General features: G+C 35.3%; 25 protein-coding genes. 11 read left to right on the forward strand and 14 right to left on the reverse strand.

The window, feature by feature from the left end; all coding sequences use genetic code 11:
* Both sgrA and HMPREF2988_RS06205 read right to left on the reverse strand, forming a co-directional pair.
* Nucleotides 1-762 (reverse strand): LPXTG-anchored fibrinogen/nidogen-binding adhesin SgrA (gene sgrA, locus HMPREF2988_RS13875; protein ID WP_070770196.1); only part of this gene is annotated, 762 nt, incomplete at its 3' end.
* Nucleotides 763-957: 195 nt separating this feature from the next.
* Nucleotides 958-1,797, reverse strand: a complete 840-nt coding sequence (locus tag HMPREF2988_RS06205) for a CPBP family intramembrane glutamic endopeptidase (protein ID WP_070770198.1) — start codon at nt 1,795-1,797, stop codon at nt 958-960.
* A 184-nt stretch (nt 1,798-1,981) separates the two neighbouring features.
* Here HMPREF2988_RS06205 and HMPREF2988_RS06210 point away from each other — a divergent pair, with 184 nt between their 5' ends.
* Complete coding sequence (locus tag HMPREF2988_RS06210; protein WP_070770199.1) at nt 1,982-2,869, forward strand: peptidylprolyl isomerase; 888 nt, start codon at nt 1,982-1,984, stop codon at nt 2,867-2,869.
* Nucleotides 2,870-3,034: 165 nt separating this feature from the next.
* Here HMPREF2988_RS06210 and HMPREF2988_RS06215 read toward each other — a convergent pair whose 3' ends face one another.
* From HMPREF2988_RS06215 to HMPREF2988_RS06230, 4 genes are all read right to left on the reverse strand, one after another.
* A complete protein-coding gene (locus HMPREF2988_RS06215) occupies nt 3,035-4,828 on the reverse strand; it encodes a glycoside hydrolase family 2 protein (RefSeq protein ID WP_070770200.1) in 1,794 nt (597 codons plus the stop codon).
* A gap of 16 nt (nt 4,829-4,844) precedes the next feature.
* Entirely contained in the window at nt 4,845-5,675 is an 831-nt protein-coding gene (locus HMPREF2988_RS06220) for a carbohydrate ABC transporter permease (protein ID WP_070770202.1), read from the reverse strand.
* 10 nt (nt 5,676-5,685) lie between these two features.
* A complete protein-coding gene (locus HMPREF2988_RS06225) occupies nt 5,686-6,513 on the reverse strand; it encodes a carbohydrate ABC transporter permease (RefSeq protein ID WP_373887765.1) in 828 nt (275 codons plus the stop codon).
* 99 nt (nt 6,514-6,612) lie between these two features.
* Nucleotides 6,613-7,857, reverse strand: a complete 1,245-nt coding sequence (locus HMPREF2988_RS06230) for an ABC transporter substrate-binding protein (protein WP_070770204.1) — start codon at nt 7,855-7,857, stop codon at nt 6,613-6,615.
* Nucleotides 7,858-8,065: 208 nt separating this feature from the next.
* Here HMPREF2988_RS06230 and HMPREF2988_RS06235 point away from each other — a divergent pair, with 208 nt between their 5' ends.
* Nucleotides 8,066-8,992: an ArsR/SmtB family transcription factor gene (locus tag HMPREF2988_RS06235; protein ID WP_002340691.1), complete on the forward strand. Its 927-nt coding sequence runs from the start codon at nt 8,066-8,068 to the stop codon at nt 8,990-8,992.
* 77 nt (nt 8,993-9,069) lie between these two features.
* Here the strand turns inward: HMPREF2988_RS06235 and HMPREF2988_RS06240 are convergent, their stop codons facing one another.
* Complete coding sequence (locus tag HMPREF2988_RS06240; protein WP_083314608.1) at nt 9,070-9,855, reverse strand: glycerophosphodiester phosphodiesterase; 786 nt, start codon at nt 9,853-9,855, stop codon at nt 9,070-9,072.
* A gap of 610 nt (nt 9,856-10,465) precedes the next feature.
* Between HMPREF2988_RS06240 and HMPREF2988_RS06245 the strand changes: the two genes are divergently transcribed.
* Together HMPREF2988_RS06245 and HMPREF2988_RS06250 are read left to right on the forward strand one after the other, a co-directional pair.
* The gene (locus HMPREF2988_RS06245) at nt 10,466-10,681 is read left to right on the forward strand and encodes a DUF378 domain-containing protein (protein WP_002293281.1); all 216 of its coding nucleotides are present in this window, start codon (nt 10,466-10,468) and stop codon (nt 10,679-10,681) included.
* Between the two features lie 137 nt (nt 10,682-10,818).
* Nucleotides 10,819-11,304, forward strand: a complete 486-nt coding sequence (locus HMPREF2988_RS06250; RefSeq protein ID WP_070770208.1) for a hypothetical protein — start codon at nt 10,819-10,821, stop codon at nt 11,302-11,304.
* An 81-nt stretch (nt 11,305-11,385) separates the two neighbouring features.
* On the opposite strand, the gene HMPREF2988_RS06255 is transcribed toward HMPREF2988_RS06250, so the two are convergent.
* Nucleotides 11,386-12,024 carry a hypothetical protein gene (locus tag HMPREF2988_RS06255; protein WP_070770210.1) on the reverse strand — a complete coding sequence of 213 codons (639 nt, stop codon included), beginning with the start codon at nt 12,022-12,024 and terminating at the stop codon, nt 11,386-11,388.
* A gap of 191 nt (nt 12,025-12,215) precedes the next feature.
* Between HMPREF2988_RS06255 and HMPREF2988_RS06260 the strand changes: the two genes are divergently transcribed.
* The 5 genes from HMPREF2988_RS06260 (at nt 12,216) to HMPREF2988_RS06280 (ending at nt 15,266) form a co-directional block, all read left to right on the forward strand.
* Nucleotides 12,216-12,629 carry an Hsp20/alpha crystallin family protein gene (locus HMPREF2988_RS06260; RefSeq protein WP_002340696.1) on the forward strand — a complete coding sequence of 138 codons (414 nt, stop codon included), beginning with the start codon at nt 12,216-12,218 and terminating at the stop codon, nt 12,627-12,629.
* A gap of 181 nt (nt 12,630-12,810) precedes the next feature.
* Nucleotides 12,811-13,071, forward strand: a complete 261-nt coding sequence (locus HMPREF2988_RS13955; RefSeq protein WP_033606565.1) for a hypothetical protein — start codon at nt 12,811-12,813, stop codon at nt 13,069-13,071.
* Between the two features lie 118 nt (nt 13,072-13,189).
* The gene (locus HMPREF2988_RS06270) at nt 13,190-13,480 is read left to right on the forward strand and encodes a hypothetical protein (RefSeq protein WP_002348415.1); all 291 of its coding nucleotides are present in this window, start codon (nt 13,190-13,192) and stop codon (nt 13,478-13,480) included.
* Between the two features lie 492 nt (nt 13,481-13,972).
* Entirely contained in the window at nt 13,973-14,764 is a 792-nt protein-coding gene (locus HMPREF2988_RS06275; protein WP_024635280.1) for a TraX family protein, read from the forward strand.
* Between the two features lie 109 nt (nt 14,765-14,873).
* Complete coding sequence (locus HMPREF2988_RS06280; RefSeq protein WP_070770213.1) at nt 14,874-15,266, forward strand: VOC family protein; 393 nt, start codon at nt 14,874-14,876, stop codon at nt 15,264-15,266.
* A gap of 80 nt (nt 15,267-15,346) precedes the next feature.
* Here the strand turns inward: HMPREF2988_RS06280 and HMPREF2988_RS06285 are convergent, their stop codons facing one another.
* The 4 genes from HMPREF2988_RS06285 to HMPREF2988_RS06300 all read right to left on the reverse strand — a co-directional run bounded on the left by HMPREF2988_RS06285 (nt 15,347) and on the right by HMPREF2988_RS06300 (nt 17,764).
* On the reverse strand, nt 15,347-16,270 hold the full coding sequence (locus HMPREF2988_RS06285) for an NAD-dependent epimerase/dehydratase family protein (protein ID WP_002291928.1): 924 nt from the start codon (nt 16,268-16,270) through the stop codon (nt 15,347-15,349).
* Nucleotides 16,271-16,948, reverse strand: a complete 678-nt coding sequence (locus tag HMPREF2988_RS06290) for a type 1 glutamine amidotransferase domain-containing protein (protein WP_002340700.1) — start codon at nt 16,946-16,948, stop codon at nt 16,271-16,273.
* Entirely contained in the window at nt 16,926-17,279 is a 354-nt protein-coding gene (locus HMPREF2988_RS06295) for an ArsR/SmtB family transcription factor (protein ID WP_070770214.1), read from the reverse strand. Before HMPREF2988_RS06295 ends, HMPREF2988_RS06290 begins: the two co-directional genes overlap by 23 nt.
* A gap of 287 nt (nt 17,280-17,566) precedes the next feature.
* Nucleotides 17,567-17,764: a cold-shock protein gene (locus HMPREF2988_RS06300; protein ID WP_002324896.1), complete on the reverse strand. Its 198-nt coding sequence runs from the start codon at nt 17,762-17,764 to the stop codon at nt 17,567-17,569.
* Between the two features lie 533 nt (nt 17,765-18,297).
* Here HMPREF2988_RS06300 and HMPREF2988_RS13880 point away from each other — a divergent pair.
* Nucleotides 18,298-18,552 (forward strand): hypothetical protein, encoded by a 255-nt coding sequence (locus tag HMPREF2988_RS13880; protein ID WP_024635284.1) that lies wholly within the window; start codon nt 18,298-18,300, stop codon nt 18,550-18,552.
* Between the two features lie 546 nt (nt 18,553-19,098).
* Nucleotides 19,099-19,401 carry a hypothetical protein gene (locus HMPREF2988_RS06315; RefSeq protein WP_002340703.1) on the forward strand — a complete coding sequence of 101 codons (303 nt, stop codon included), beginning with the start codon at nt 19,099-19,101 and terminating at the stop codon, nt 19,399-19,401.
* Between the two features lie 223 nt (nt 19,402-19,624).
* Here HMPREF2988_RS06315 and HMPREF2988_RS06320 read toward each other — a convergent pair whose 3' ends face one another.
* Complete coding sequence (locus tag HMPREF2988_RS06320; RefSeq protein ID WP_070770217.1) at nt 19,625-19,852, reverse strand: hypothetical protein; 228 nt, start codon at nt 19,850-19,852, stop codon at nt 19,625-19,627.
* Nucleotides 19,853-20,909: 1,057 nt separating this feature from the next.
* Nucleotides 20,910-22,745, reverse strand: coding sequence for a translation elongation factor 4 (gene lepA, locus HMPREF2988_RS06325; RefSeq protein ID WP_070770218.1), 1,836 nt, complete (start codon nt 22,743-22,745; stop codon nt 20,910-20,912).
* Nucleotides 22,746-22,788 lie beyond the last annotated feature (43 nt).

Here is a 22,788-nt window from a genome sequence, read left to right on the forward strand (position 1 = left end):
ACTTGTGCTCTCCGTACTGCTTTCACTACTCGTGCTATCCGTACTGCTTTCACTGCTTGTACTCTCCGTACTACTTTCACTGCTCGTGTTTTCTGTGCTATTTTCACTACTCGTACTTTCTGTGCTGCTTTCACTGCTCGTGTTTTCTGTGCTGCTTTCACTGCTCGTACTATCCGTGCTGCTTTCACTACTTGTGTTTTCTGTGCTACTTTCACTGCTCGTACTTTCCGTACTGCTTTCACTACTCGTGTTTTCTGTGCTACTTTCACTGCTCGTACTTTCTGTACTGCTTTCACTACTTGTGCTCTCCGTACTGCTCGGCGGTCCAACAACTGTCCAACTGCTTGGTTTCAAATTCTCCGTAATCGTCATCTGTCCATCATAAAAAACAATCAAATCAACTTTATCTTTACTCTTGATCTCATCAATCGATAGTTCTGCAGAAATCATTATTGTATACTCAATACCAGCGGTCCATTGTACGTCTTTTAAATAAACTTCCCCAATAACCTTTTCTGAACTTCCATTACCATCCCAACCATATGTTAGAACAGCATGTACATCACTAGCATTCACGCTTTTGTTTGGTTTGACCGGAATAGTAATGACTTGTTGTGTCATGTCATAAACGATCCGATCAGTTTTCACAGTAAATGAAAGATTCTCATTTGCCCGTTCATTTGCAGAAGTACTGATTCCAATCATTGTTGCAATTATACTTAGCCCAAGAATAACAAATAATACGGTCGCTGTTTTCTTCATTTCTATCACTCTCCATATAATTACCTTCTATTTGATAAAGGAATTATATAAAATGAAAATGATGAGAACACGACAGTCAGTTGTGAAAATCTAACAAAAGATGTCGTGTATTTGTTTGAATTTGTTTACTTTTTAATTTAATCAATGAAAGACTTAAAAAAGCAAGACCGATATCAGCCTTGCTTTCTTCATCTTTTATTGATAAACAGCAGTGTATTTCTTCATCCGCTTTGTTTTATATGCATAGAGTAACAAACCAACAATCAAGACTAACAAGAATAATGTAGTCGATATAGACGCTTCAGCCCCAAAGTTCCCCCCAGTAATTATTGTGTTTTGCGATTGGACCAGAGTGGAGAAAAAACCTTGTTCTTGCGTTCCGCTGACTGGTATACCCAAAATAGCTCCTTGAGTCCAATTCCAAGTAATGTGAGCACCGATGGCCGTAAATAAACTTTCTGTACTGTAGATAAGTGCACTGAAAAAGCAACCTGCTAAAAAGATATTGAAAACTGCCAGAAATGTCATGTTAGGATTCAATCCGTGCAAAAGAGCAAATAATGCAGCAGATCCAATCATTGCTATTAATGGACCAAATCTAAGCAGCTGATGCTGAAAAAAGCCACGGAATAAAAGCTCTTCGGATGCCCCCACTGCAATAAATAAAATAAAACTCGTGATCAGCGGCACAATGTTCGCGTTTCCTGAATCTAACCGATACGCCCCCATCAAATATAATGGACTAGTAATAAGCAGAAACACTCCAATTCCAACAACGAGACCTCCCACTAAATATCCCCAGTCTTTTCCACGTCCAGAAATACCATAATCTTCCACTTTTTTCCCTTCTACCTTACTAGCAAGAAATAAAGCTAGTAAAAAAACAACTAAATGTCCAACCGTACCAGCAATTGCTCCAATCCATTCACTGTCTCCAATAAACATATCCGCAAGTGCATTATTGACAAGAATACCTAAAACAAAACCAACTAAGACTATTAAAACAGATCCAATCAACCGAATAATCCTAATCATCTTTCATCCCTCCTTTATATTAAGTGTAACAACCCTTTTCTTTCTTGTCTCGTGAAAACTATCTAAATGTTTTCCATCATAGAGAGAATAGATTTTTACGAACTAAGAATATCTACAGCAACCTTACGAAAATGAAAGACTGTCTGCCTGGTTCTTCTGTTAGACTGTCTTTAATAAGGAAAGGATGGGAAATTTTTTGAAAAAACAACTACTGATTATGTGCCTTTCAGCATTTGCTATTTTGCTATTCTCAGGTTGTAGCAAGTCCAATGAAACAATTGCAACGTTTAAAGGTGGAACACTTACAGTTCAGGATTTTTATGATAACCCAAAAGTTAAATCAAACAATCAAACACTATTAAGAAAAATGATCGTCTTCAAAGCATTTGATGATGTATACGGAAAAGAGATTTCTTCAAAGGAAGTCACAAAAGAATATAATGAACAAATCAAAAAACTTGGTCCAAACTACAAGGAACAATTAAAAGCAGTTGGCCAAACGGAAGAGACATATAAGAAACTTTTGAAACAGATGCTGGCTTTCCAGTACGGTTTGAAAGCCAATGTAAAATTAACAGATAAAGATCTAGACACTGCTTGGAAAGAATTCCATCCAGAAGTTAGTACACAGATCATCCCACTTTCGACTAAAGAAGAAGCAGATAAAGCAAAAAAAGAAGCAAACGAAGGGGAAAATTTCTCCAAGCTTGTTCAAACTTATGGTAAAAATAAAACATTAAAGGAAACTGATGGAAAAATGAATTTTGATTCAACCAATCCAGGGATTCCTACTGAAGTAAAAAAAGCAGCATTTCAATTAAACAACGGGGAAGTTTCTGATATCATTCCTGTAACAGATCCAACGACTTATCAGCAAAGCTATTATCTAGTAAAAATGGTAAAAAAACAGGATAAAGGTTCTAATAAAGATAAATACAAATCAGAGCTAGAAAAAATCGCCACGGAAACAAAAACTCTTGATACGGAATTCATGGACAAAACAATCCATAAAGTGATGAAAAAAGACAATGTAACTATTAAAGATCCTTATGTAAAAAATATATTCAACTAAACAAGTTTGACCCAATTGGGGATGTGGCAAAAGTGATGGCACATCCCCTTATTTGAATAAATAGTATTCAAAAACAATAAAATTTAAGTAGCTATTTTTCTTTTTTGCTTCTCTAATATTCAGAACAGAACACTGTTTTCACTGCCTCTGTCGTCTGTTTTATTATTATTCTAGGTACGGCGTACGGAAAGAATTATTGATTTTTTTTATTTCCTTCAAGTCACATTTTGGTTGTCGATCATAGGTCAACAAGCCATTGATTTCTTGTTCTACATCTGTCAATTGCGTATAACAAAATCCCCAAAGCCCCTTTGATCTATATACAGCATTTATGATTCGCCGGTAGTTTTTGATGAAATCAATCTCATTTTTCACAGAGGTATATCCCCAACCTTTTTGCCCAGAAAAATCAAAACCAATGCCGCCGAATTCGGTCAACAAAATGGGCTGACCTTGATATATAAACCCGTTAGCAAATATTGACCACGGAGTAGACGGTCGATTAAGCAAATCTTCTCTTGTACTTAAGGTTGTGACGAAATCTTGATACTTATCTTCCTCTTTTTCCTCTCCATGTCCATAATGATGGATGGCACAAATATCTGTCTCCGTCATTGCCCAGCCATCATTTGAAATAACAAGACGAGTCGTATCCAGACTATGCAGATAATGGTACAGCGATTGGGAAAAATGTTGTTGCTGGCGGTCAAACGAAATTTTAGGTACTCCCCAGCTTTCATTGATCGGTACCCATGTAACAATACACGGATGATTATAATCGCGATCAACGATTTCTGTCCATTCCTGCATCAAACGTTTACTGGAATCATGTGTAAACACAGCAGGTGCCGCACATTCTCCCCAAACAAGGTAGCCAAGTTTATCCGCCCAATAGAGGAATCTGGGCTCTTCCGTCTTTTGGTGTTTGCGGCAGCCGTTAAACCCCATTTCTTTTGCGACTTGAATATCTTTTGCTAATGCATCATCAGTCGGGGCAGTCATTAAACCAGTTGGCCAATATCCTTGATCCAATATCAGCTTCTGATAGTACGGTTTATTGTTAAGATAAATCATTCCGTTTTCTTGATGTATCTTTCTCAGACCAAAATAACTGGAAACAACATCTTTTATATTTTCTTTTTGCTTCAATACAAATTCTACATCAAATAAATTGGGTGTCTCTGGTGTCCAGGACCAACCTTCATGATGGAAATTGGTTCGAAAAATATAGTTCTGCAACAGGTCAACAGTCAGTATGACTCTTTTTTCGACAAAAGAATGGGACAATTTTGCGACAATTCCCCCTTTAAAAGCAATACAGCAATCGACAGTTAATCCTTCTCTAAATTCATTTAGTTCCAACTCAGCTACAACTTTTCCTTCATCGAATAGTGGGGTGAATCTCAAGTAAGAAAAATAAACATCTTCCACCACTTCCAGCCAGACAGTTTGCCATATACCCGTTGAATTGGTGTACCAGATTCCCTCAGGTTTTTCTTGCCAAAATTGCTTTCCGCGCGGAATACTCTCATCTTTATGAGGATCTTCTGCTCTTACTGATAGTTGCTGATGCTTTTTATTTGTCAAATAATTGGTTATATCAAACGAAAAAGAGGTATGTCCACCGCTATGTCGTCCGACATGATGTCCGTTCACAAATATATCCGCATAATAATCTACAGCGCCAAAATGAAGGATTGCTCTCTGACCATCCTGTTTGTTTATGTCAAATTCACGGTAGTACCAAACAATATCATGAGGCGTTTGATCATTTATCCCACTTTCCAGGCATTGATATACAAAAGGAACAAGGATTTTCTGATCATAATATTTCGGATGGCTCCCCCATTTTTCTTTCATTCCAACACATTGATCATCAAACGCAAAAAGCCATTCTCCATTCAGATTCTGCCATTTTTTTCTAACGAATTGTGGTCTTGGATACTCGGTTTTATTCATCAAAACGTACCTTCCTTTACTTGATCCCGCTTTGTAGGGACATTGATTTCATAAAGCTTTTCTGTGCGACTAAATAAAGTGCGAATGTAGGAACAAGCGCCAACAACGCGCCTGCTGCACCTATCCCTGGGTAGGTCAGATATTGACCTTGCAGCAGCTGTAATCCTGGAGTAATTGGCAATTTATCTATATCATTGATAACGATAGAAGGCCAAAGAAAATCATTCCATGAACTGGTAAAACTGAATAAAGCAACGACTGTCAATACGGGTTTGATCAAAGGCAGGATGATATAATAAAAGATTTGAAATTCATTTGCTCCATCAACAACTGCCGATTCGTCTAGCTCTTTTGGGATTCCAAGAATAAATTGCCTCACTAAAAAAATATTGTAGACACCTGCTGCACCAGGAACGATGACAGCCATAAACGTATTCGTCCAACCAAGCATATCAATGATCTTAAAATTAGGGATAAGATTCATTACTGTTGGAAACATCATCGTGCCTAAAAGAAGAGAAAAGATCACCTCTCGACCTTTAAAAGTTAGACGAGTATAGCCGTATGCAGACATAGATACGATAAAAAGTACTAATAGCATATGCGAAAGTGAAATAATCAGCGAATTGACAAACCATCGAAAAACGGGAGACGATTCATTACCCATCAGCTGCAAATAGTTTGCTAAAGTCCATTGCTGTGGTAACAAACTGAAACCTGTTGCTTGGATCTCCATTTCTGGTTTGAAGGAAGTGAAGACAGCCCAGATCAAAGGGAACAACCAAATGATACAAACAGCTAGAAGCAAGAAAAAAGCGATTTTTTTACCTAGTTTATTATCTTTCATTTTATGTCCTCTACTTTTCTAGTTTTTTTATGCTTACAAATTGGAATATAGATACGATCATGATAGCTAACCCTAAAAGAACAGCCATCGCGGAGGACATTCCCGCTACTGATGTACTGCTTCCAAAAGCATTTTCCTGAATATACATCATCAAGACGCGCGTTGAATTATTTGGGCCACCCCCTGTCAGCATCAAAGGCTGCCCATAAATATTAAACTGAGCAATCGTTGTCATAACTGTCGTAAACAACAATTGATTTTTGATAGACGGGAGAGAAATCTTGAAAAATTTAGTGACGTTGTTTGCACCATCCAACTCCGCGGCTTCTAGCAATTCTCGGGAAACATTGCTAAGCGCTGCAGTATAGATGATGAGATTACCTCCTGCTGTCCACCAAATCGTTACAGCTACTATCGCTAACCAAGCCCATGGTTGCGTACCTGTTAAATGAACATCAAATCCAAAGAGCTCTTTGATAGGTCCAAAAGAAAGACTAAGTAAAAACCCCCAGATGATCATTACAGCTGAAATAGCGAATAATGTAGGCAAGTAAAGAATGGATTGAAAAAAACGGGCAAGTCTTGGTTTAGCTGATAACGCTGCAGCTAAACCTAATGGAATCACGATACATAACGGAACTGACAGTAAAGCAAAAAGCATCGTGTTTTTGAATCCATTGATGAATTGAGTATGATAAATAGAATCTGTATCCCATAGCAACGTCCGAAAGTTATCTAATCCAACAAATACAGGCTGACTGTATAGATCCCATTCTGTCATTGATACGTAAATACCAATCATTGCTGGAATAAGAAAAAATAGGACAAATAAAAGCATATGCGGACCAATAAATAAAGCAGGCCACAAACTTATTTTCCCTTTGTTCTTCAATATTTGTGCACTCCTCTCACTTCAGATTCGTTCGATTTCTTTCGGTTACTTCATTTTTTCATCCACTACTTTTTGGATTTCTTCAAAAGTTTCTTTAATATCCGCCTTTCCGGTAATCATATCCCAAGAACGATTATCATACTCAGCAAATACATAAGAAAGACCATCTTGATCGTTTACCGATAAAGCTTCCTGACCCTTTTCAGTCGCCAATAAAAATGATTGAGGCATATCCGTATACGATTCATTCTCTAACATAGCTAATGAAGTAGGGTTTGCTCCTGATTTGATCCATTCCAATTGATTGCTTTGCAACCAAGTCAAAAAATCGACCATACCAGCTTTTTTATCGTCCGAACGTTCCTCTCTCGTTTTGAACATTGCGAATTGATCAACACCTGTTCCTTGAACAAGATTTTCTGCATCCCATTGTGGCGTGAAGGTCGTTCCCCATTGAAAATCACTAATTTTTTCCATTTGTCCCAACATCCACGTTCCTTCTGGTAAGAAGAGGAGTCTTTGATTCAAAAATAATTTATTTGCATCCTCACCTTCTGGAACCATCAACTTATTATCATGAAGCTTTTTGAATTCTTCTACTGTTCGATACGAATGTTCATTGTTTATATCGATGTTATTCCCGCTATCTAGCCATTCTCCTCCCATCTGCTGATAAAGGTTCGAATAGTTCTGCATCCCCCAAGTATACCCATAACTATATATCCCATCTTCTTTTGCTTTTTGTCCGGCTTCTTCTATCTCTTGGTAGGTGATGATCTCATCATCTAACGCTTGAGGATGGTATTTTTCTACTAGATCCTTATTGTAATACATGATCCACGAGCCCATCGTTGCTGGGATACCATATTGATTCTCTTCTAATTTTCCTACTTCCCAAGCAATTTCTACATAATTCTCTTTTTTCAATTCTGTATCCGCTATCATTTCATTCCAAGTTTCAAGCATGTCCTGATTCTTATAAGTAGGAAGGGCTTCGGATGCAACAAGCGCAATATCTGGGACGCCTCTTCCTGATTTTCCAGCAGTAGTGAGCCGAGAAGTAAATGTATCAGCAGCCATTGAAACAAATTTTACAGGGAAATCAGGGTTTGTTTGATTATATTCGTCGATATTCTTTTTTATCTTCTCCCCATCTGGTCCCGTAGCAGAAGACCATAAAAGAATCTCATTTTTGTTTCCTGAAGAAGTATTCCCCTCACCGCAAGCAGCTAAACCGGTTATTGCAAGTGTTGCTACAGATAATGCCATCCATTGTTTTCTTAACTTCATTTTCCTCTCTCCTTTTTAGTCAACTCTTTCGTTTACTTTTTATCAAACGGCTTGTTTATTAAATCATAACACACGGAAGAAAACGCTGTCAAAAAGATATTAAAAGGATTATAAACAGTAAACCAAACGGTTTATATTTATGTTTAGTTTGTACAAAAGTTCTATATATAGTAAACTTGAAACGAAATAAAAAGAAAGGAGATCCGCTATGGAACTCTCCCTTGATCTAGATTCACTTCTTGTTTACAAGGCACTATCAGCAGAAACTCGATTAATCATATTGGACAAACTAGCACAAAAACCACAGACTTCTAGTGAACTAGCCCAACAAATGAATTTAAGCAAAGCCATCATCTCTCGGCACTTAAAAGTTCTTGAAGAAGCTTCACTTATTTCTCTTTTGGAACTTAGCGAAGTGGAGGAAGACAATCGAAAGAAGATTTATTCTTTATCCGTGGACAAAATAGAAATCCACTTCCCTCAACAAATCTATCTTCCTTATAAAAAAAAGAGCCACGAGATTGCTTTGGGTTATTTTTCGGATTTTTCTGTGCAGCCTTCTTGCGGATTAGCTAGTCCTGAAAAAGTGATTGGAAAAATGGATGACTTGCGTTCATTCGTATCAAACGAACGAGTTGACGCTTCCCTTTTGTGGTTTTCAGATGGGTATGTAGAATATATTTTCCCTAATCCTTTAGAAGCTTCCGATCAACCGGAACTATTGGATATTTCTCTAGAGCTTTCTTCTGAATTCCCAGTTTCCAACAACAACTGGCCAAGCGATATTTCCTTTTATATCAATGATGTAAAAGTTGGCACTTGGACCGCCAAAGGCAATTACTCCGACGTCCGCGGAAGATTGACGCCTGACTGGTGGGACAGTCGCTTCAGCCAATACGGTATGTTAAAGCACTTGCGCATCAATACAAAAGACACCGGGATAGATGGAGAGCAGCTATCAATAATCAATCTCTCTGATTTAAAATTGCAGCACTCCCCTTTTATCAAATTCAGAATCGGTGTCGACAAAGAGGCTAAGAACAAAGGCGGATTGACGATTTTTGGGCGCCATTTCGGTAACCACCCTCAAAATATTGTAGTTGATCTTTATTATTCACAAAAAGAAAAACATTGATTTCTCGATAAATAGTATTTATTCCATTAAAATATCCGCTTCTTTAAAAGAAACGGATATAATTAATTATTCTATTTTTATAAATCACTAGGATTGATTTCATCCGTTTCTACGATTGGAACGGATGATTTTTTTAACACTTCAAATCGTTTAACGTCATTCACCCCATACACTTGATACTCGATTCCAGATTTATTTAGTTTATTGATTGTTTCTTCTGTAGCAGCATCATTAGATACTGAGAGCAACGCTTTTTTATAACTTTTTACTTGTTCAATCTCATCTTCAAGTTTATTTTTTTGGTCATATAACCAAGATACTGTGCAGTCAGGATGATTCTTTACGACTTCGTCTCGGATCTTTTTATCCGTCAGTACAAAAAATGAACGTTCATACACACTATTTTGTTTTAGCGTGTTTACGATCTCATTAACAAAATGTTCATCCTGCCAGTTTCCTTTTGAACCATCCACGTTGACAATCAAGTTATTTTTTTTGATTTCCTTTACGGCTTCTTCAAAAGTAGGTATCTTAACTTTTTTATTTACGTATTCTGGATAGTTTTTCGTATCTAAATTAAACTTCTTTAGTTGTTTGATCGTGTATGTCTCTGGTTTCCCCGTTCCATCTGTTGTTCGATCCAATGTGTCATCATGCATCAAAAAATTCACGCCGTCTCTACTTGTCCGAACATCAATCTCGACTGCTTGGTAGCCTAATATTTTTGCTTGATGGATACTCTCCACCGTATTCTCAGGCGCAATAATGTGTGCGCCACGATGAGCCACTAAGTAAGTACCTTCATGTTCCAACCAATTATTCGCTAATGAAACACATCCTGTTAATAAAGCAGTGAATAGCATTACTATTCCAATCTTTTTTTTCACTTGCCAAATCACCTCAAAAACAAGTATAGCAAACTTAACCCTGATTAAAAAGTTATTTTAAAATGAGCTAAAAACATCCCTTCTGGACTTTTTCTTCTTATTCTGTTATACTAGAGAAACACGAAAGATATTTTTATGCGACACTTTTCATTTGTTTTTATGAAATTTATTCAAAACTGGCGTAACTTCAGAGTTACAAGGATGTATTAGAGGTTAGGGAATACATCGTTTAAATGAGAAATAAGTAATAGTTAGTAATAGTCACTGAAACTTTAAATTAATGAATATTGAATCGTCAGATAGCCTTCTCGAGTTTTCGAGAAGGCTATCGTTTATTTTATGGATAAGTGAGTCCGCAAGTCATTCCTCATCCCTCATCGGAGCTCATCAAGTATTTCTGACTGTCAATGTTGAAAATCAGACGTTTTGTAAGTCTATTTCTTTTTTTGATTGAAGGCATTATCTGCGATACCTTTACTTGTTTTTCCTTTTTTTGCATCATTTGCTAAAATCTATGAGCGTTATATAAGCAATGTTTCTCTTTTTGATATATAATTATTTTATCATTTAAGAAAGGAGAATTCTAATGAAAACTTTAGATGCTATTGCATTAACTTTATTGATTGTGGGAGGGCTGAACTGGCTGTTGGTAGGCTTGTTCGAATTTGATTTAGTAGCTATGATTGCTGGTGGTTCAACAACTATTTTTGCGAAAATCATTTATATCATCGTAGGTATTTGTGCGATCTACTGCTTGAAATTTTTCCCTATGATTACTAGAAAAGTTGATGAAAGATATTAGAAAGCTATAATTATTAAAAAAGCTATTATCTTCATGAACCTTCCCATTAGTGGGAAGGTTTTTTCATTTGAAGTCATCTGATTCCACATGGGAAGTGGTATACTGAATTAAGATAATCTATTTTAGGAGGTACCATCATGAATAAAGGGATTTACATAGGATTGTTGGGGGTTGCACTACTTTTTTCAGCCTGTGGAAATGCTACAAAGAATTCTCTCAATGAATCTTCACTAACCAATTCAACAACTGAAGTCGGTTCGACTAAAAGTACTTCTACTGCTTCCATTACTAATACTTCTACTAGTAATATAGATTCGCAATATAGCCAATCAAGCATTCAGTCGTCTCCCATTTCTTCAACATCTGAAATGCAGGAAAGAACTGAACCTTCTCTTCCATTGGAAAACTCTGATGAAGCACTTCTATTTCTTATTGCTCATCGTTCCGAATTACAAAGTGAAGATATCGTTACTAGCTTTTATCAAAAAATCGATCAAGATTATTTGTTCACGACTTCTAGCAAGCAGACTCGTGCCCAAGGAGGATCAGGAAGTGTCGGTTTCTATCGAGTGTCCCCAGATGGAGTGATCTCGATTACTGATGCGTACGGCACACCGTTTTGATGATATAGAAAGTTTCACATTTCTGTCTGTTCATTGTGTGTTTTAACGCTATTTTATTTTGAAAAAACGCGAACGAGTATCTCAATCGTTCGCGTTTTCTATTTCAAAATTCTCTGGTACGTCCCATTTATTCGCCACCATTTTTTTGTCAGATGCAGTCATACGATATAAGTGACCATTTGCGTCAACTACATAGTTTGCTACAGCTACTTCTTCCATAAAAATATCTACTTCTACTTCTCTAACTTGATTGATACGAACGTCAAACCAATAATGGTTAGCGCTTACAATAGTTGGATCTTCTAACTTCAAATGATAGTATGCCCACTTCTCTACTTGCTCTCTTGTTAAATTTGTGGTATCCACTTCGCTTTTTGTCAGTTGTGTAATAAAATTAGTCGCCGGATGGTTTTCTAAATCCAATTTTTCTACATTTGGGTAAAAGAATTTGCTTATTATAAAAAATGACACGATGATGATTCCTGTTATACAACATGTGTAATAGACGATTTTTCTTCTACGGGTTTTACGTATCGTTTTTATTTGGTAATTTCGCGCTTCTCGATCTCGCCATTTTCGTTGCTGCAAAGCTGTTTTTTCTTTTTCTAAAAGATAGCCGAGTTCACGTTTCTTTTGTGGATTGTTTGTCCTAGCGATTTCTAATTCTAAATGATAGATTCTGCTTTCTTCTCGCCAATAGGGATTTGTGGTTTTTGCCATATTTTCTCCTCTCCAAATTATTTTCTTACTATTATTCTAGCAAACCCTTTCTCAAATTAGAAAGATAACCTTTGTAATTCACTAGATGAAACATTCACAAAGACAACCGTTATACTTGAATTTTTTTCAAAATAGAGTTATTACATAAATAGGGATAAATAAAAAATACTCTATTGAAAGGATGATCAACAATGGCAAATGTACCTAGCATTCGCGACATGTTCCCTGATTTCAATGATGTGTTTAGTCCAGCGTTCAATGATTTTTTAGGTGTTTCAAGTTATCCAAAAGTAGATTTAGTTGAAAACGAAAAAGAATACAAACTAACAGCTGATATGCCTGGCTGTGACAAAGAAGACACGACAGTTGAATATTCAAACAACACTTTGACGATCTCCGCCAACCATGAGTCCCATACGGAAGATAAAGAAAATGGCAACTATGTACGGAAAGAAAGACATTCGGTCTCTTACAAACGTTCATTCTATCTTCCTGATGTTGATGAAGAAAAAATCACCGGATCCTTTAAAAATGGTGTACTGAAATTAGCATTACCTAAAACGGCGCACCATCCAAAAGAAACGAAAAAAATCGAGTTAAACTAGGAACTTTCGCCTCTCCATGAATGAGAGGCGATTTTTATATTTTTGATAAGAACAAGGTGATTTCTAATTGAATTTTATAGTATTCAGAACTAATTCAATAATCCTAATTAAAATTTCAAACGGTACAAAAAAATATTTTGTTTTGGCGATAAAGATGGTATGATCTCTCTTGGTAAAAAATATGGGAGTTGATCATTTGATTGTCTTAAGTAAACTTTTATTTTGGATACCATTCATCATAATGACCAGTATTTTCTTTTACTTATTCAAAAAACCGAACAAATACTTACTTTTATCTGCTTGTCCAATGATTTATTTTATCCATAAAATCAGAGGATTTTATTATTATGACTCTGGTATTTCATTGTTTTACTACGAAATCGGTTTATTAGCTTCGGCCATCTTTTTCATTTGTGTGTTAGGATATTTCAGAAAAAAATAAGCTTCCAGCCAATTTTGGCTGGAAGTTTTTTATTTTGGTATAGATCTTTTCATTTGATATTCATACAAGTTAATCCATTTTTCTATTATTAAGTACATACCATTGTTACTCTTTGAATGTGGGGGAGAAAAAAATAAAAGGAGCTGGTATTTTGTTAGTTATGAGTAAAGCTTTGTTTTTACTTCCCTGCACATTCATGTTTATTGTTTTATGTTATTTCAAAAGGAGAAAAAAATGGTGTTGGATCGATGTTTTGCTATTTCTTCCCTTTTTTCCGCTTATTTATTTTCTGGAAGAAATTTGGGATGACATGGCATGTGATTCTGCTTTTCTTTTTAGTCATTCCTTGGGGCTTATGCTCTCGCTTATGATCTTTGCCATTGTGCTATTTTTTTTGAATAAAAAATAATGTATAAACACGTTTTTCCCAACTACCGAAATATGATTTTGGTAGTTGGGGGCTATCTTTTTTGAAGTATAAAAAGATCTCAAATCAATCCACTTTTCTATCCTATTATGTTATTCATAGTAACAAAATCCCACCTAATTTATCTTGTAACTTGATTTTTTGCATTAAAACTAAATAAAAAGATAAAAAAGTGCGGTATTTCGCACATTTTTATTATAGATAAACGTTTAGACAAATTGGATTACTTTTAGGTTCATGATACATTGGCATAGAAATTATTTGCAGATTATAAGTTTACATCATTTAATTATAGTTACATACTATTTCCCCCCTCATTCTCTGATATTCCAAAGATAATTTCTACTTTGTTTTGATTTTTGCAGTGATTCACATGACAAAAATGTTCGACTTTTCGATTGTATTTCTTACTTCAATTCATTAATAATGTGATTGTCACTTGTTTCATTTATTTAATCATTAGGAGGGAAAAATTTGAATACTGTTCGTTCGAAAAGAGGACTTTCTACCTTTGACTTGAAAATTTTAGGGATTACATTGATGTTTGTCGATCACATTCATCAAATGTTTTATCCGTTTGGTGCCCCCGACTGGCTGGATTGGTTTGGTAGACCAGTTGCTACTTTGTTCTTTTTTATAAGCGTTGTAGGCTTCTCACATACACATGATAAAAAGAAATATATGCAGCGGCTTTATCTCTCAATGGTACTTATGGCCTTCTTTACTTATTTTTTAGGTAATATCGTTCATTATGATGAAGTGGTATTGATGAATAACATTTTCAGAGATCTGTTTATTGGTACGGTCATGATGTATGCAATCGATCTTTTCACTGAGGGAAAAAATACAGGAAGTTGGAAAAAGATTGTTACAAGTATTTTCTTATTCATTTTACCAATCTTGCTCTCATTATTTATCCCGTTGTTATTTTCTAGTCCTGTTATCCTTCAAAACAAAGTTGTTTTTATGCTGATTACATCATTTTTACCTGCACTGCTTTTAGCAGAAAATAATTTTATGGTTCTTTTGATTCCTTTGCTTTATTTAGCAAGAAATCACCGTAACATTCAATGTGTCATCATTTCGATTGTTGCTGGAATATTCTTCTTTCTAGGTACGACCCAGTGGATAATGATCTTTTCAATCATCCCAATCTTGCTATATAACGGACAAAAAGGAAAAGGAATGAAATATTTCTTTTATATCTTTTATCCGGCACATATTGCCCTATTATATTTGCTGTCTGCCTTTTTATATAAATACTAGACTGATGAATGACCATTTCGATTTAGTTCCTATCTTTAGTCTTTTTTACCCATTCCATGTTACAATCGCTTTGCAATCGATCTCAAAAAAGGAATCAGGAGGGAAAAAGATGAAGCAACTATTACCGTTTTTGACATATAATGGTCAAGCAGAAGAAGCAATCAATTGGTATCACAAAGCTTTTCCTAACTCCCAAATCACCAAGTTGAATCGGTATGGAGATGCCAATAAAGAGGAATCGAATCTTATCCTTGAAGGCGAACTTAAATTAGGCAATCAAGTAATTGGATTTTTGGATATGTCAAAAGATTTCCCTGCACCTGTCTCCACCTGGGCATCTACCATTTTGATTGAAGTAGATAATCAGGAAGAATTTGATCAGGCATTTCATACATTAAAAGATAGCGGAACCGTAATGATGCATGAAAAAAATTACGAGAAGTATACGGAAGTTTGCTGGGTGACTGACAAGTTTGGCTTTACTTGGCAACTGTTATTCTAGTAATGAGATAAAACGAAAAAGCGATAGTTGACTTTCCATATTTAGTGGATGGCAACTATCGCTTTTTCTCTCGAGTAGCATTACTTTTCTAATTTGAATAATTCGTCTAATGCATTGGAGAATGTTGTTATTTCAAAATCTGGAAATTTCTTTTTAAATTTATCAGAATTAAACTTGTTATCATAATGATATCTAGGTAGTAACTCTTTTAGCTCTTGCATATTTTTATTGAATATAGAACCAAGATCAAACATCCATTGTTTGATCACTTTATATTTTACCGGTTTGCACAACTTTTCTTCCATCAACTTTATCATCTCTTCATATGTTCGACTTACATCACAAGGTAGATGCCAAGTTTGGTTATAAGTGTCAGGATGATTTGCTAAAAGTGCCATGGCTTTACTAGCATCAGGTGTCCAAATCAAGGTCCTTAAAGTTTGATCAGAAATTGGTACCAAAGCAGTCTTATCGTCTTTCACTCGGTTAAACAATAAACTGTTTGTAATACTTTGCGTCTTATTAGGTCCATAAAATTCAGGAGCGCGACAAATCATCACATCGATGTCAGGATTCTCCATTTCAGTCACTAGCCGATCTGCCATTTTAGCTCGAACAGTGGATTTGATACCATCATAAATAAATTTGCTATCCTCAAATTGTTCCGTGTCATTTTTTTCGTACATATAAGTGTTATCGAAAAAAACTAATTTCGCCTTTGTTTCTTTGCAAGCCTGTATGACATTTTCTAACATGATTTCAAATTTTGTTTTCCACTGTTCGGAGTCCATCGGTAATCCTGCAGCAAAATAAACAATCTCACTTCCTGCTACAGCACGAATAGTTGCCTCACGATCTAAAATATCCGCTGAGATTAGTTCGTCTGTATCGTTGATTGATTTCGGATTTCGACTAACTAAGCGCAGCTGTTTCCCGTACGTTTGATTGAGTTCTTTTGCTAATTCGTATCCAATTTGGCCATTACTGCCAATAACTGTTTGCATTTAGATAACCTCCTTGATGAATGTTCGTGCTAGTTCTCTTGTTGAATACGGGTTTTGTCCAGTAATCAGATGTCCATCCTTTACCACATGACTCTTAAAGAAACGCTTTTTGATAAAATGTCCTTTTCTCCTTACAGTCATCTCTTCATTATCAAAAGGAACTACTTTACTTTTCATCGCTAATCGTTCCTCCGTTTTAGTAAAACCAGTCAATTTTTTATTTGCTATTAAATAGTCATTATTAGCAAGTCTGATATTCAATAAACCTGCTATACCGTGGCACACAGATAATACATAGCCATTTGATTCATAAATATCACTCGCTATTTTTTGTAATGCGTTATTTTCTGGAAAATCCCACATCACACCATGTCCTCCGGTAAAGTAAATAGCAATATAATCTTCACTCTTTACGTTTGCAGGAGACAACGTATTCCTCAAACCTTTTTCAATAAATATTTCATTAGAATAAATGTCCATAACATCAGGATCTAGATTTTTCATACTTCTAGGATCAATCGGCACATAGCCACCTAACGGACTAACAAAATCAGCTTCAAACTGATATTTATAGATTTCTGCTAAAAATTCTACTGTTTCTCCTAGCCAAAGCCCAGTAGCTTTATTTGTTCCTTTATATTGATTGACGTTTGTTTCAACGATCAGAATTTTCTTCACTGTCTTTTAGCTCCTCTATTTCAGTTATTACGTCATTCAAAAAATCTCTTAATTTGTATATATTTTTATTTTCGTATTTTAGATAGTAAAAATTTTTAGTTCCTTCTTCTCTGACCTCTAATAAATCGGCGTCTTTTAAAATTTTCAAGTGGTGCGATACTGCTGGTCTTGATAAACCTGTATCGTCAGTTAGTTCTCCTACTTGCAAACCATGACAGCTTTTTTCATTTAATAGTCTAATCAAGATCAATTGTCTTTTTGTGTCACCTAACGCTGCTAAAAAACCACTCAATGATTCTAGTTCTGCTTTTAAACGGTCATGTCTAATCATTGTAGCTCACCTCTTTGGTTTATATGTTTAAACCATTAAACCATATTTGGTAAAATATGTAAATTCCTTTGCTCAGAAAAGTATCTTCTTTATGATTTGACGGTTTCAGAAAAAACTATCAAAGCAAGTAAAAACTGAGTAACAGAAAATAAACAAACTAAAGCAAACAATAGTGTTAAACTTAATCAATGAACGAAAAAAATCCCTCACCTAATACTACAGTGAAGGATTTTTTCTACCAACATAAACAAAAAAACCACCTCATATGAGGCGGTTAACGTTCAACATTATTTTACGATATTTACTGCTTGAAGACCACGTTGACCTTCTTCAATATCATAAGTAACTGCTTGGCCTTCATCTAAAGACTTAAAGCCTTCTCCTTGGATCGCTGAAAAATGAGCGAATACGTCATTTCCATCTTCACCAGTGATGAAACCAAAACCTTTATCTGAGTTAAACCATTTTACTGTACCGTTATTCATATATATTTCCTCCTGATACGTATATAATACGTGTTTTGTTGCAATTAATATTACTTTGTAAAAGGAGTTTTTATAGTGTGAATATATCGCTCAGATTACGTTTCAAATTAGATTACTTATTTACTGTAACACGGATATAATACTAACACAAGGATAATCACTCGATATAAGGTTTAAAGATGTAAAATTTCAGGAAAATCACAACAATTGGTTAATGAACGAGCGAGAACTCTGATTAATAATCTCATATCTATCTACTTTCTGTTGGTTCTTCGTTAACTACTTGAGTTTTCAACCCGAATGATGGCAAAAGAATTATAGCGGCAATACAATTGCTCGCAACTTTATACGCTACTTCTGTAGGAACACCGTATTTTTTAAACTTTGCTTTTATTGCAGTTAGTTCTGGTTTTCTGACTTTTTCATTCTGGGATGTTTGTCGTCCATTCGGAACCATTATCCTTAATATTTGGTTATTAGTTGATAAAGTGCTATTATCCTAATTGACATAAGACGATATGGGAGATGATACGGTGGTCACATTTAGCATGCTTTTATTTTGGATTCCAGTCTGTATTGGTATCAGCTCTTTCTTTTACTTCACTAAACGTTCTAGAAAAACAGTTATATTAATGCTTTCTTTTCTTCCTACAGCAATTTTTATCATAAAAATAGTGAAATATACATTTTATCAATCGCTTTCAGCATTATTTTTTTACGTAGTTGGGTTGTTTTTATCACTTATTCTTTTCATCGTTGTTTTACGTTATCTTTATAAGAATGATTAATTGTTATACTTTTATAACTACAAATTTTTTCACTTGTTGTTTTTGTCTTTATACTAGTACTATTAATAGACATCTATCTGTTTCATCTTGATTCTTCTTATTTCTGCCAACATTTTTATTAAGGTATTGACTACAAAATGAATAAGAGATACTCTTTTCTAAAAGTGATTGGAGGTAGAAACATGACACCTATCAACAAACTTAACACTAATATATTTTTATACATCGGAATGATACTTGTTATTCTTAATGCTATTTTTTTAGATTTCCATTTTTTTGTAAATATTTTAGGTCTTGCTCTTATCTTATTTTCTAGCAATATTATAAAATGAATTGGTAACCTTCTAAAAGACGATCACTAGTTGATTGTCTTTTTTTCTGAATGTCTATGTAACTAAAAAATAAAAAAGAAGCTGTTTATCTTTTCGCCTAGCGATAGTCGCTAAACTTTCCTTGCCCTATTTTCTCTTCAGCAAAAAAATGGATAGAAACAAAAGCATCATGTATAATTAAATTAAAATTAAAATAATTAGAGAAGGTGAAATTATGGATGAATTTCAAATGATAAAAAGTACTCTTATGTCTATAAAAGAATATGTATCGATGATAAGTAGCTTTCCTAATGAAAGTGATAGAAACAGTGTAATAAGACAGTTTAATATTCAGTTCATAGGAAAAGAACGTAAAAAAATTATTTCTATAGAGATTGCTAATTATTTAAAATTAGAAAATAGTATATTTAACAAATATATTCAAGAAGTTGCCAAAGAACTCCACATCAAATTAGAAGGACTCCATAAGGTAAATTCTGCTACTTCGGAAGCTGATGCGTATTATATCTATCTTTGACAATAAGTAATTGATGTACTTCAAATAAACGTAACTTCGATGTTTATAAATTAATAGACAGCAACGGTTGAAAAATAGTAAGAATAATTAGGAAGAGTTGAAATTCACACCCTTGTTCTTACTATTTCCGTTGCTGTCTATCTCATTTCATCATTCTTTCAATGCGAATTAATTAGGGTACTTTATCGGAATATCTAGTATTAAACCGTCTATACCATGGTTACTAACGTAACATCCGTCTTTTATTTTCATTCCGTTCCCTCCCATTGACGAGCATCATCTTATACAGAAATCCAAGCTTACGAATAGCTTCACTTGCAATAGCAACACCCTGACTTGCCGCTTTATATACTTCTTCTGTAGAAACTCCGTATTCTTTTTCAAATGTTGCCTTCAGTACGTTCGATTCTTGTTTACTCGATTTATTCATTGCTGTTTTTCCAATTCTCATCAATCAATAACATTTTAAGTCGATTTTCTGAACTTATGTATCAATGATCATATAGCTTGAAATCGTTCTTATTATACTGTAGTAATCTACGTATCTAAGCAACCCTTCATTTTTGTATAAGTCTTTTATTACCGACTTCCCCCTTCAATCTCATTTATTTCTCATGATCAATAAATAATGATAAGATAAATATATTGCGAAAGAGAAAAAATAAAGGGGATATAACTTTGTTATTTATTAGTAAAATTTTATTCTGGGTTACTTGTGCATATAAAATTATTGTTCTACACTGTTTAAAAATATGGCGTAAAAAGATTGTTTACTGATCGTCTCATCCCTCCCATTTATCTATTTCATGATTCAGATTTGGGATGATTCAGATGCTGATCCCCTTTTTTTATCCAATTATTTAGTTGGGTTAGTAGTTTCGATAGTATTTTTTATTTGCATACTAATTTATCTGAATACAAAAAATTAGGTTTTCCAGCTCTTACGGCTGGCTTTTTTTGTTTCTAGTCTATTTTTTTTAAAAGTTGCTTGAATAAATACACTTTTTGAGAGATTATAGCCAGACTATTTTTTAAAACAGCTAGGAATTTTGCGCTAACTTAAACGACATCACTCAGTTTATACATGGATTCTTTTGACTAATCCAAAGTTGTTTCCGACTAATCCACTGATTCCAGGGCATCCAAGACATGATTAGATGGACACCTATTCTCATATTACAAATAAGGTGAGAATTGAAACGGTAGATATCATGGAGAATTTAAGAAAAAATTCTTGAATTTTACCAACAAAAAAACCACCGGTGACAATACGGTGGCAAACCCAAAAGAAATCCAGGCTCGACTTGGTCATTCTAGATTAGTTGCTACTATGGATACTTACACACATGTAACCAAAAAATGAAGCTGTTGATATTTTCGCCCAACGTTTGAAAAGATCTTTGATTTAAAATGCAAAAAATTCGCCCAAGTAAAAACTTGGGCGAACATAGGGCAAATATTTTTGAATTTCACAGATTTTAAAAGCTAAGAAACTCCAAAAATCCTTGCTACTTCTTACTTTCTTCCTCATCCATTTTCAGAACGGCCATGAAGGCTTCTTGCGGAACTTCGACGGAGCCGATTTGTTTCATCCGCTTCTTCCCTTCTTTTTGTTTCTCTAAGAGTTTACGTTTACGAGAAACATCTCCACCATAACATTTAGCCAAGACGTTTTTACGCAAGGCCTTGATGTCTGAACGGGCAACGATTTTTTGTCCAATAGCTGCTTGGATTGGCACCTCAAATTGTTGGCGTGGGATTAGTTTTTTCAGTTTTTCAACGATTGCTTTTCCACGTTCATAGGCAAAGTCTCGGTGAACGATAAAGCTTAATGCATCGACTTTTTCTCCATTCAGCAAGATGTCCATCTTCACTAACTTGCTTTTTTGATAACCAGACATTTCATAATCCAATGAGGCATAGCCTTTTGTGCTTGATTTCAATTTGTCGAAAAAGTCAAAGACGATTTCAGAAAGCGGAATATTATAGACGACATTTACTCGGTAATCGTCTAAATAATCCATCGTAATGAATTCTCCACGTTTTCGTTGAGAAAGTTCCATGACTGCACCGACAAAATCATTGGGCACCATAATCTGTGCTTTGACAAATGGTTCTTCTACATCTTGGATCGTTACAGGTTCAGGAAAATCTGCCGGGTTATCAACTGTAGCAGTCGTACCATCTGTTTTATTAACATGGTAAATAACGGATGGTGCAGTCGTGATCAATTCTAGATTGAATTCCCGTTCCAAACGTTCTTGGACGACATCCATATGAAGAAGTCCTAAGAATCCGCAGCGGAACCCAAATCCTAATGCTTGAGAGGTTTCTGGTTCGAATTGCAAAGCAGCATCATTCAATTGCAGTTTTTCTAAAGCTTCCCGCAAATCGTTGTAACGAGAAGTATCAATTGGATAAAGACCACAATAAACCATCGGATTCATTTTTCGGTAACCTGGTAAAGCTTCAGCGGCAGGATTGTTTGCTAACGTTACTGTATCCCCTACTCGAGTATCTTGGACAGTTTTGATACTTGCTGTGATATAACCGACATCACCGACCATCAAAAAGTCTCTAGCAACTGCTTTTGGCGAGAAGACCCCAACCTCTGTAACATCAAATGTTTTGCCATTACTCATCAGTTTGATTTTATCTCCTGGTTTGACCATACCGTCCGTGATCCGGACATTTAGAACAACACCGCGGTAACTATCATAAATAGAATCAAAGATCAAAGCTTTTAGCGGTGCGTCTAAGTCTCCACTTGGTGCTGGAACATATTCCACGATCTGCTCGAGAATATCTTCGATCCCAATCCCTGATTTGGCACTGGCTAATACAGCTTCACTAGCATCGATTCCGATTACGTCTTCGATTTCTTGACGGACACGTTCGGGATCTGCTGCAGGCAGGTCGATTTTATTGATGACTGGCAGGATCTCCAAATCATTGTCTAACGCTAAATAAACATTGGCCAATGTTTGGGCTTCGATTCCTTGGGCTGCATCGACCACTAAAACGGCGCCTTCACAGGCAGCAAGGCTTCGAGAGACTTCATAGGTGAAGTCGACGTGCCCTGGAGTGTCAATCAAGTGAAAGATATATGTTTCTCCGTTTTTCGCTGTGTAATTGAGTTCTACAGCATTTAATTTAATCGTGATTCCACGTTCACGTTCCAAATCCATCGAGTCTAACAGCTGATCTTGCATTTCGCGAGACGTCACAGTGTGCGTCATTTCTAAAATACGATCGGCCAATGTAGATTTTCCATGGTCGATATGAGCAATGATCGAAAAATTACGAATCTGCTCTTGGCGTTCTTTCATTTTCTTTATATCCATAGCGTCTCCTCTTTTCATATAATCAGCACTTTCCATTATACCA

It is taken from the genome of Enterococcus sp. HMSC061C05, from assembly GCF_001814765.1.
Lineage (GTDB): Bacteria > Bacillota > Bacilli > Lactobacillales > Enterococcaceae > Enterococcus_B > Enterococcus_B lactis.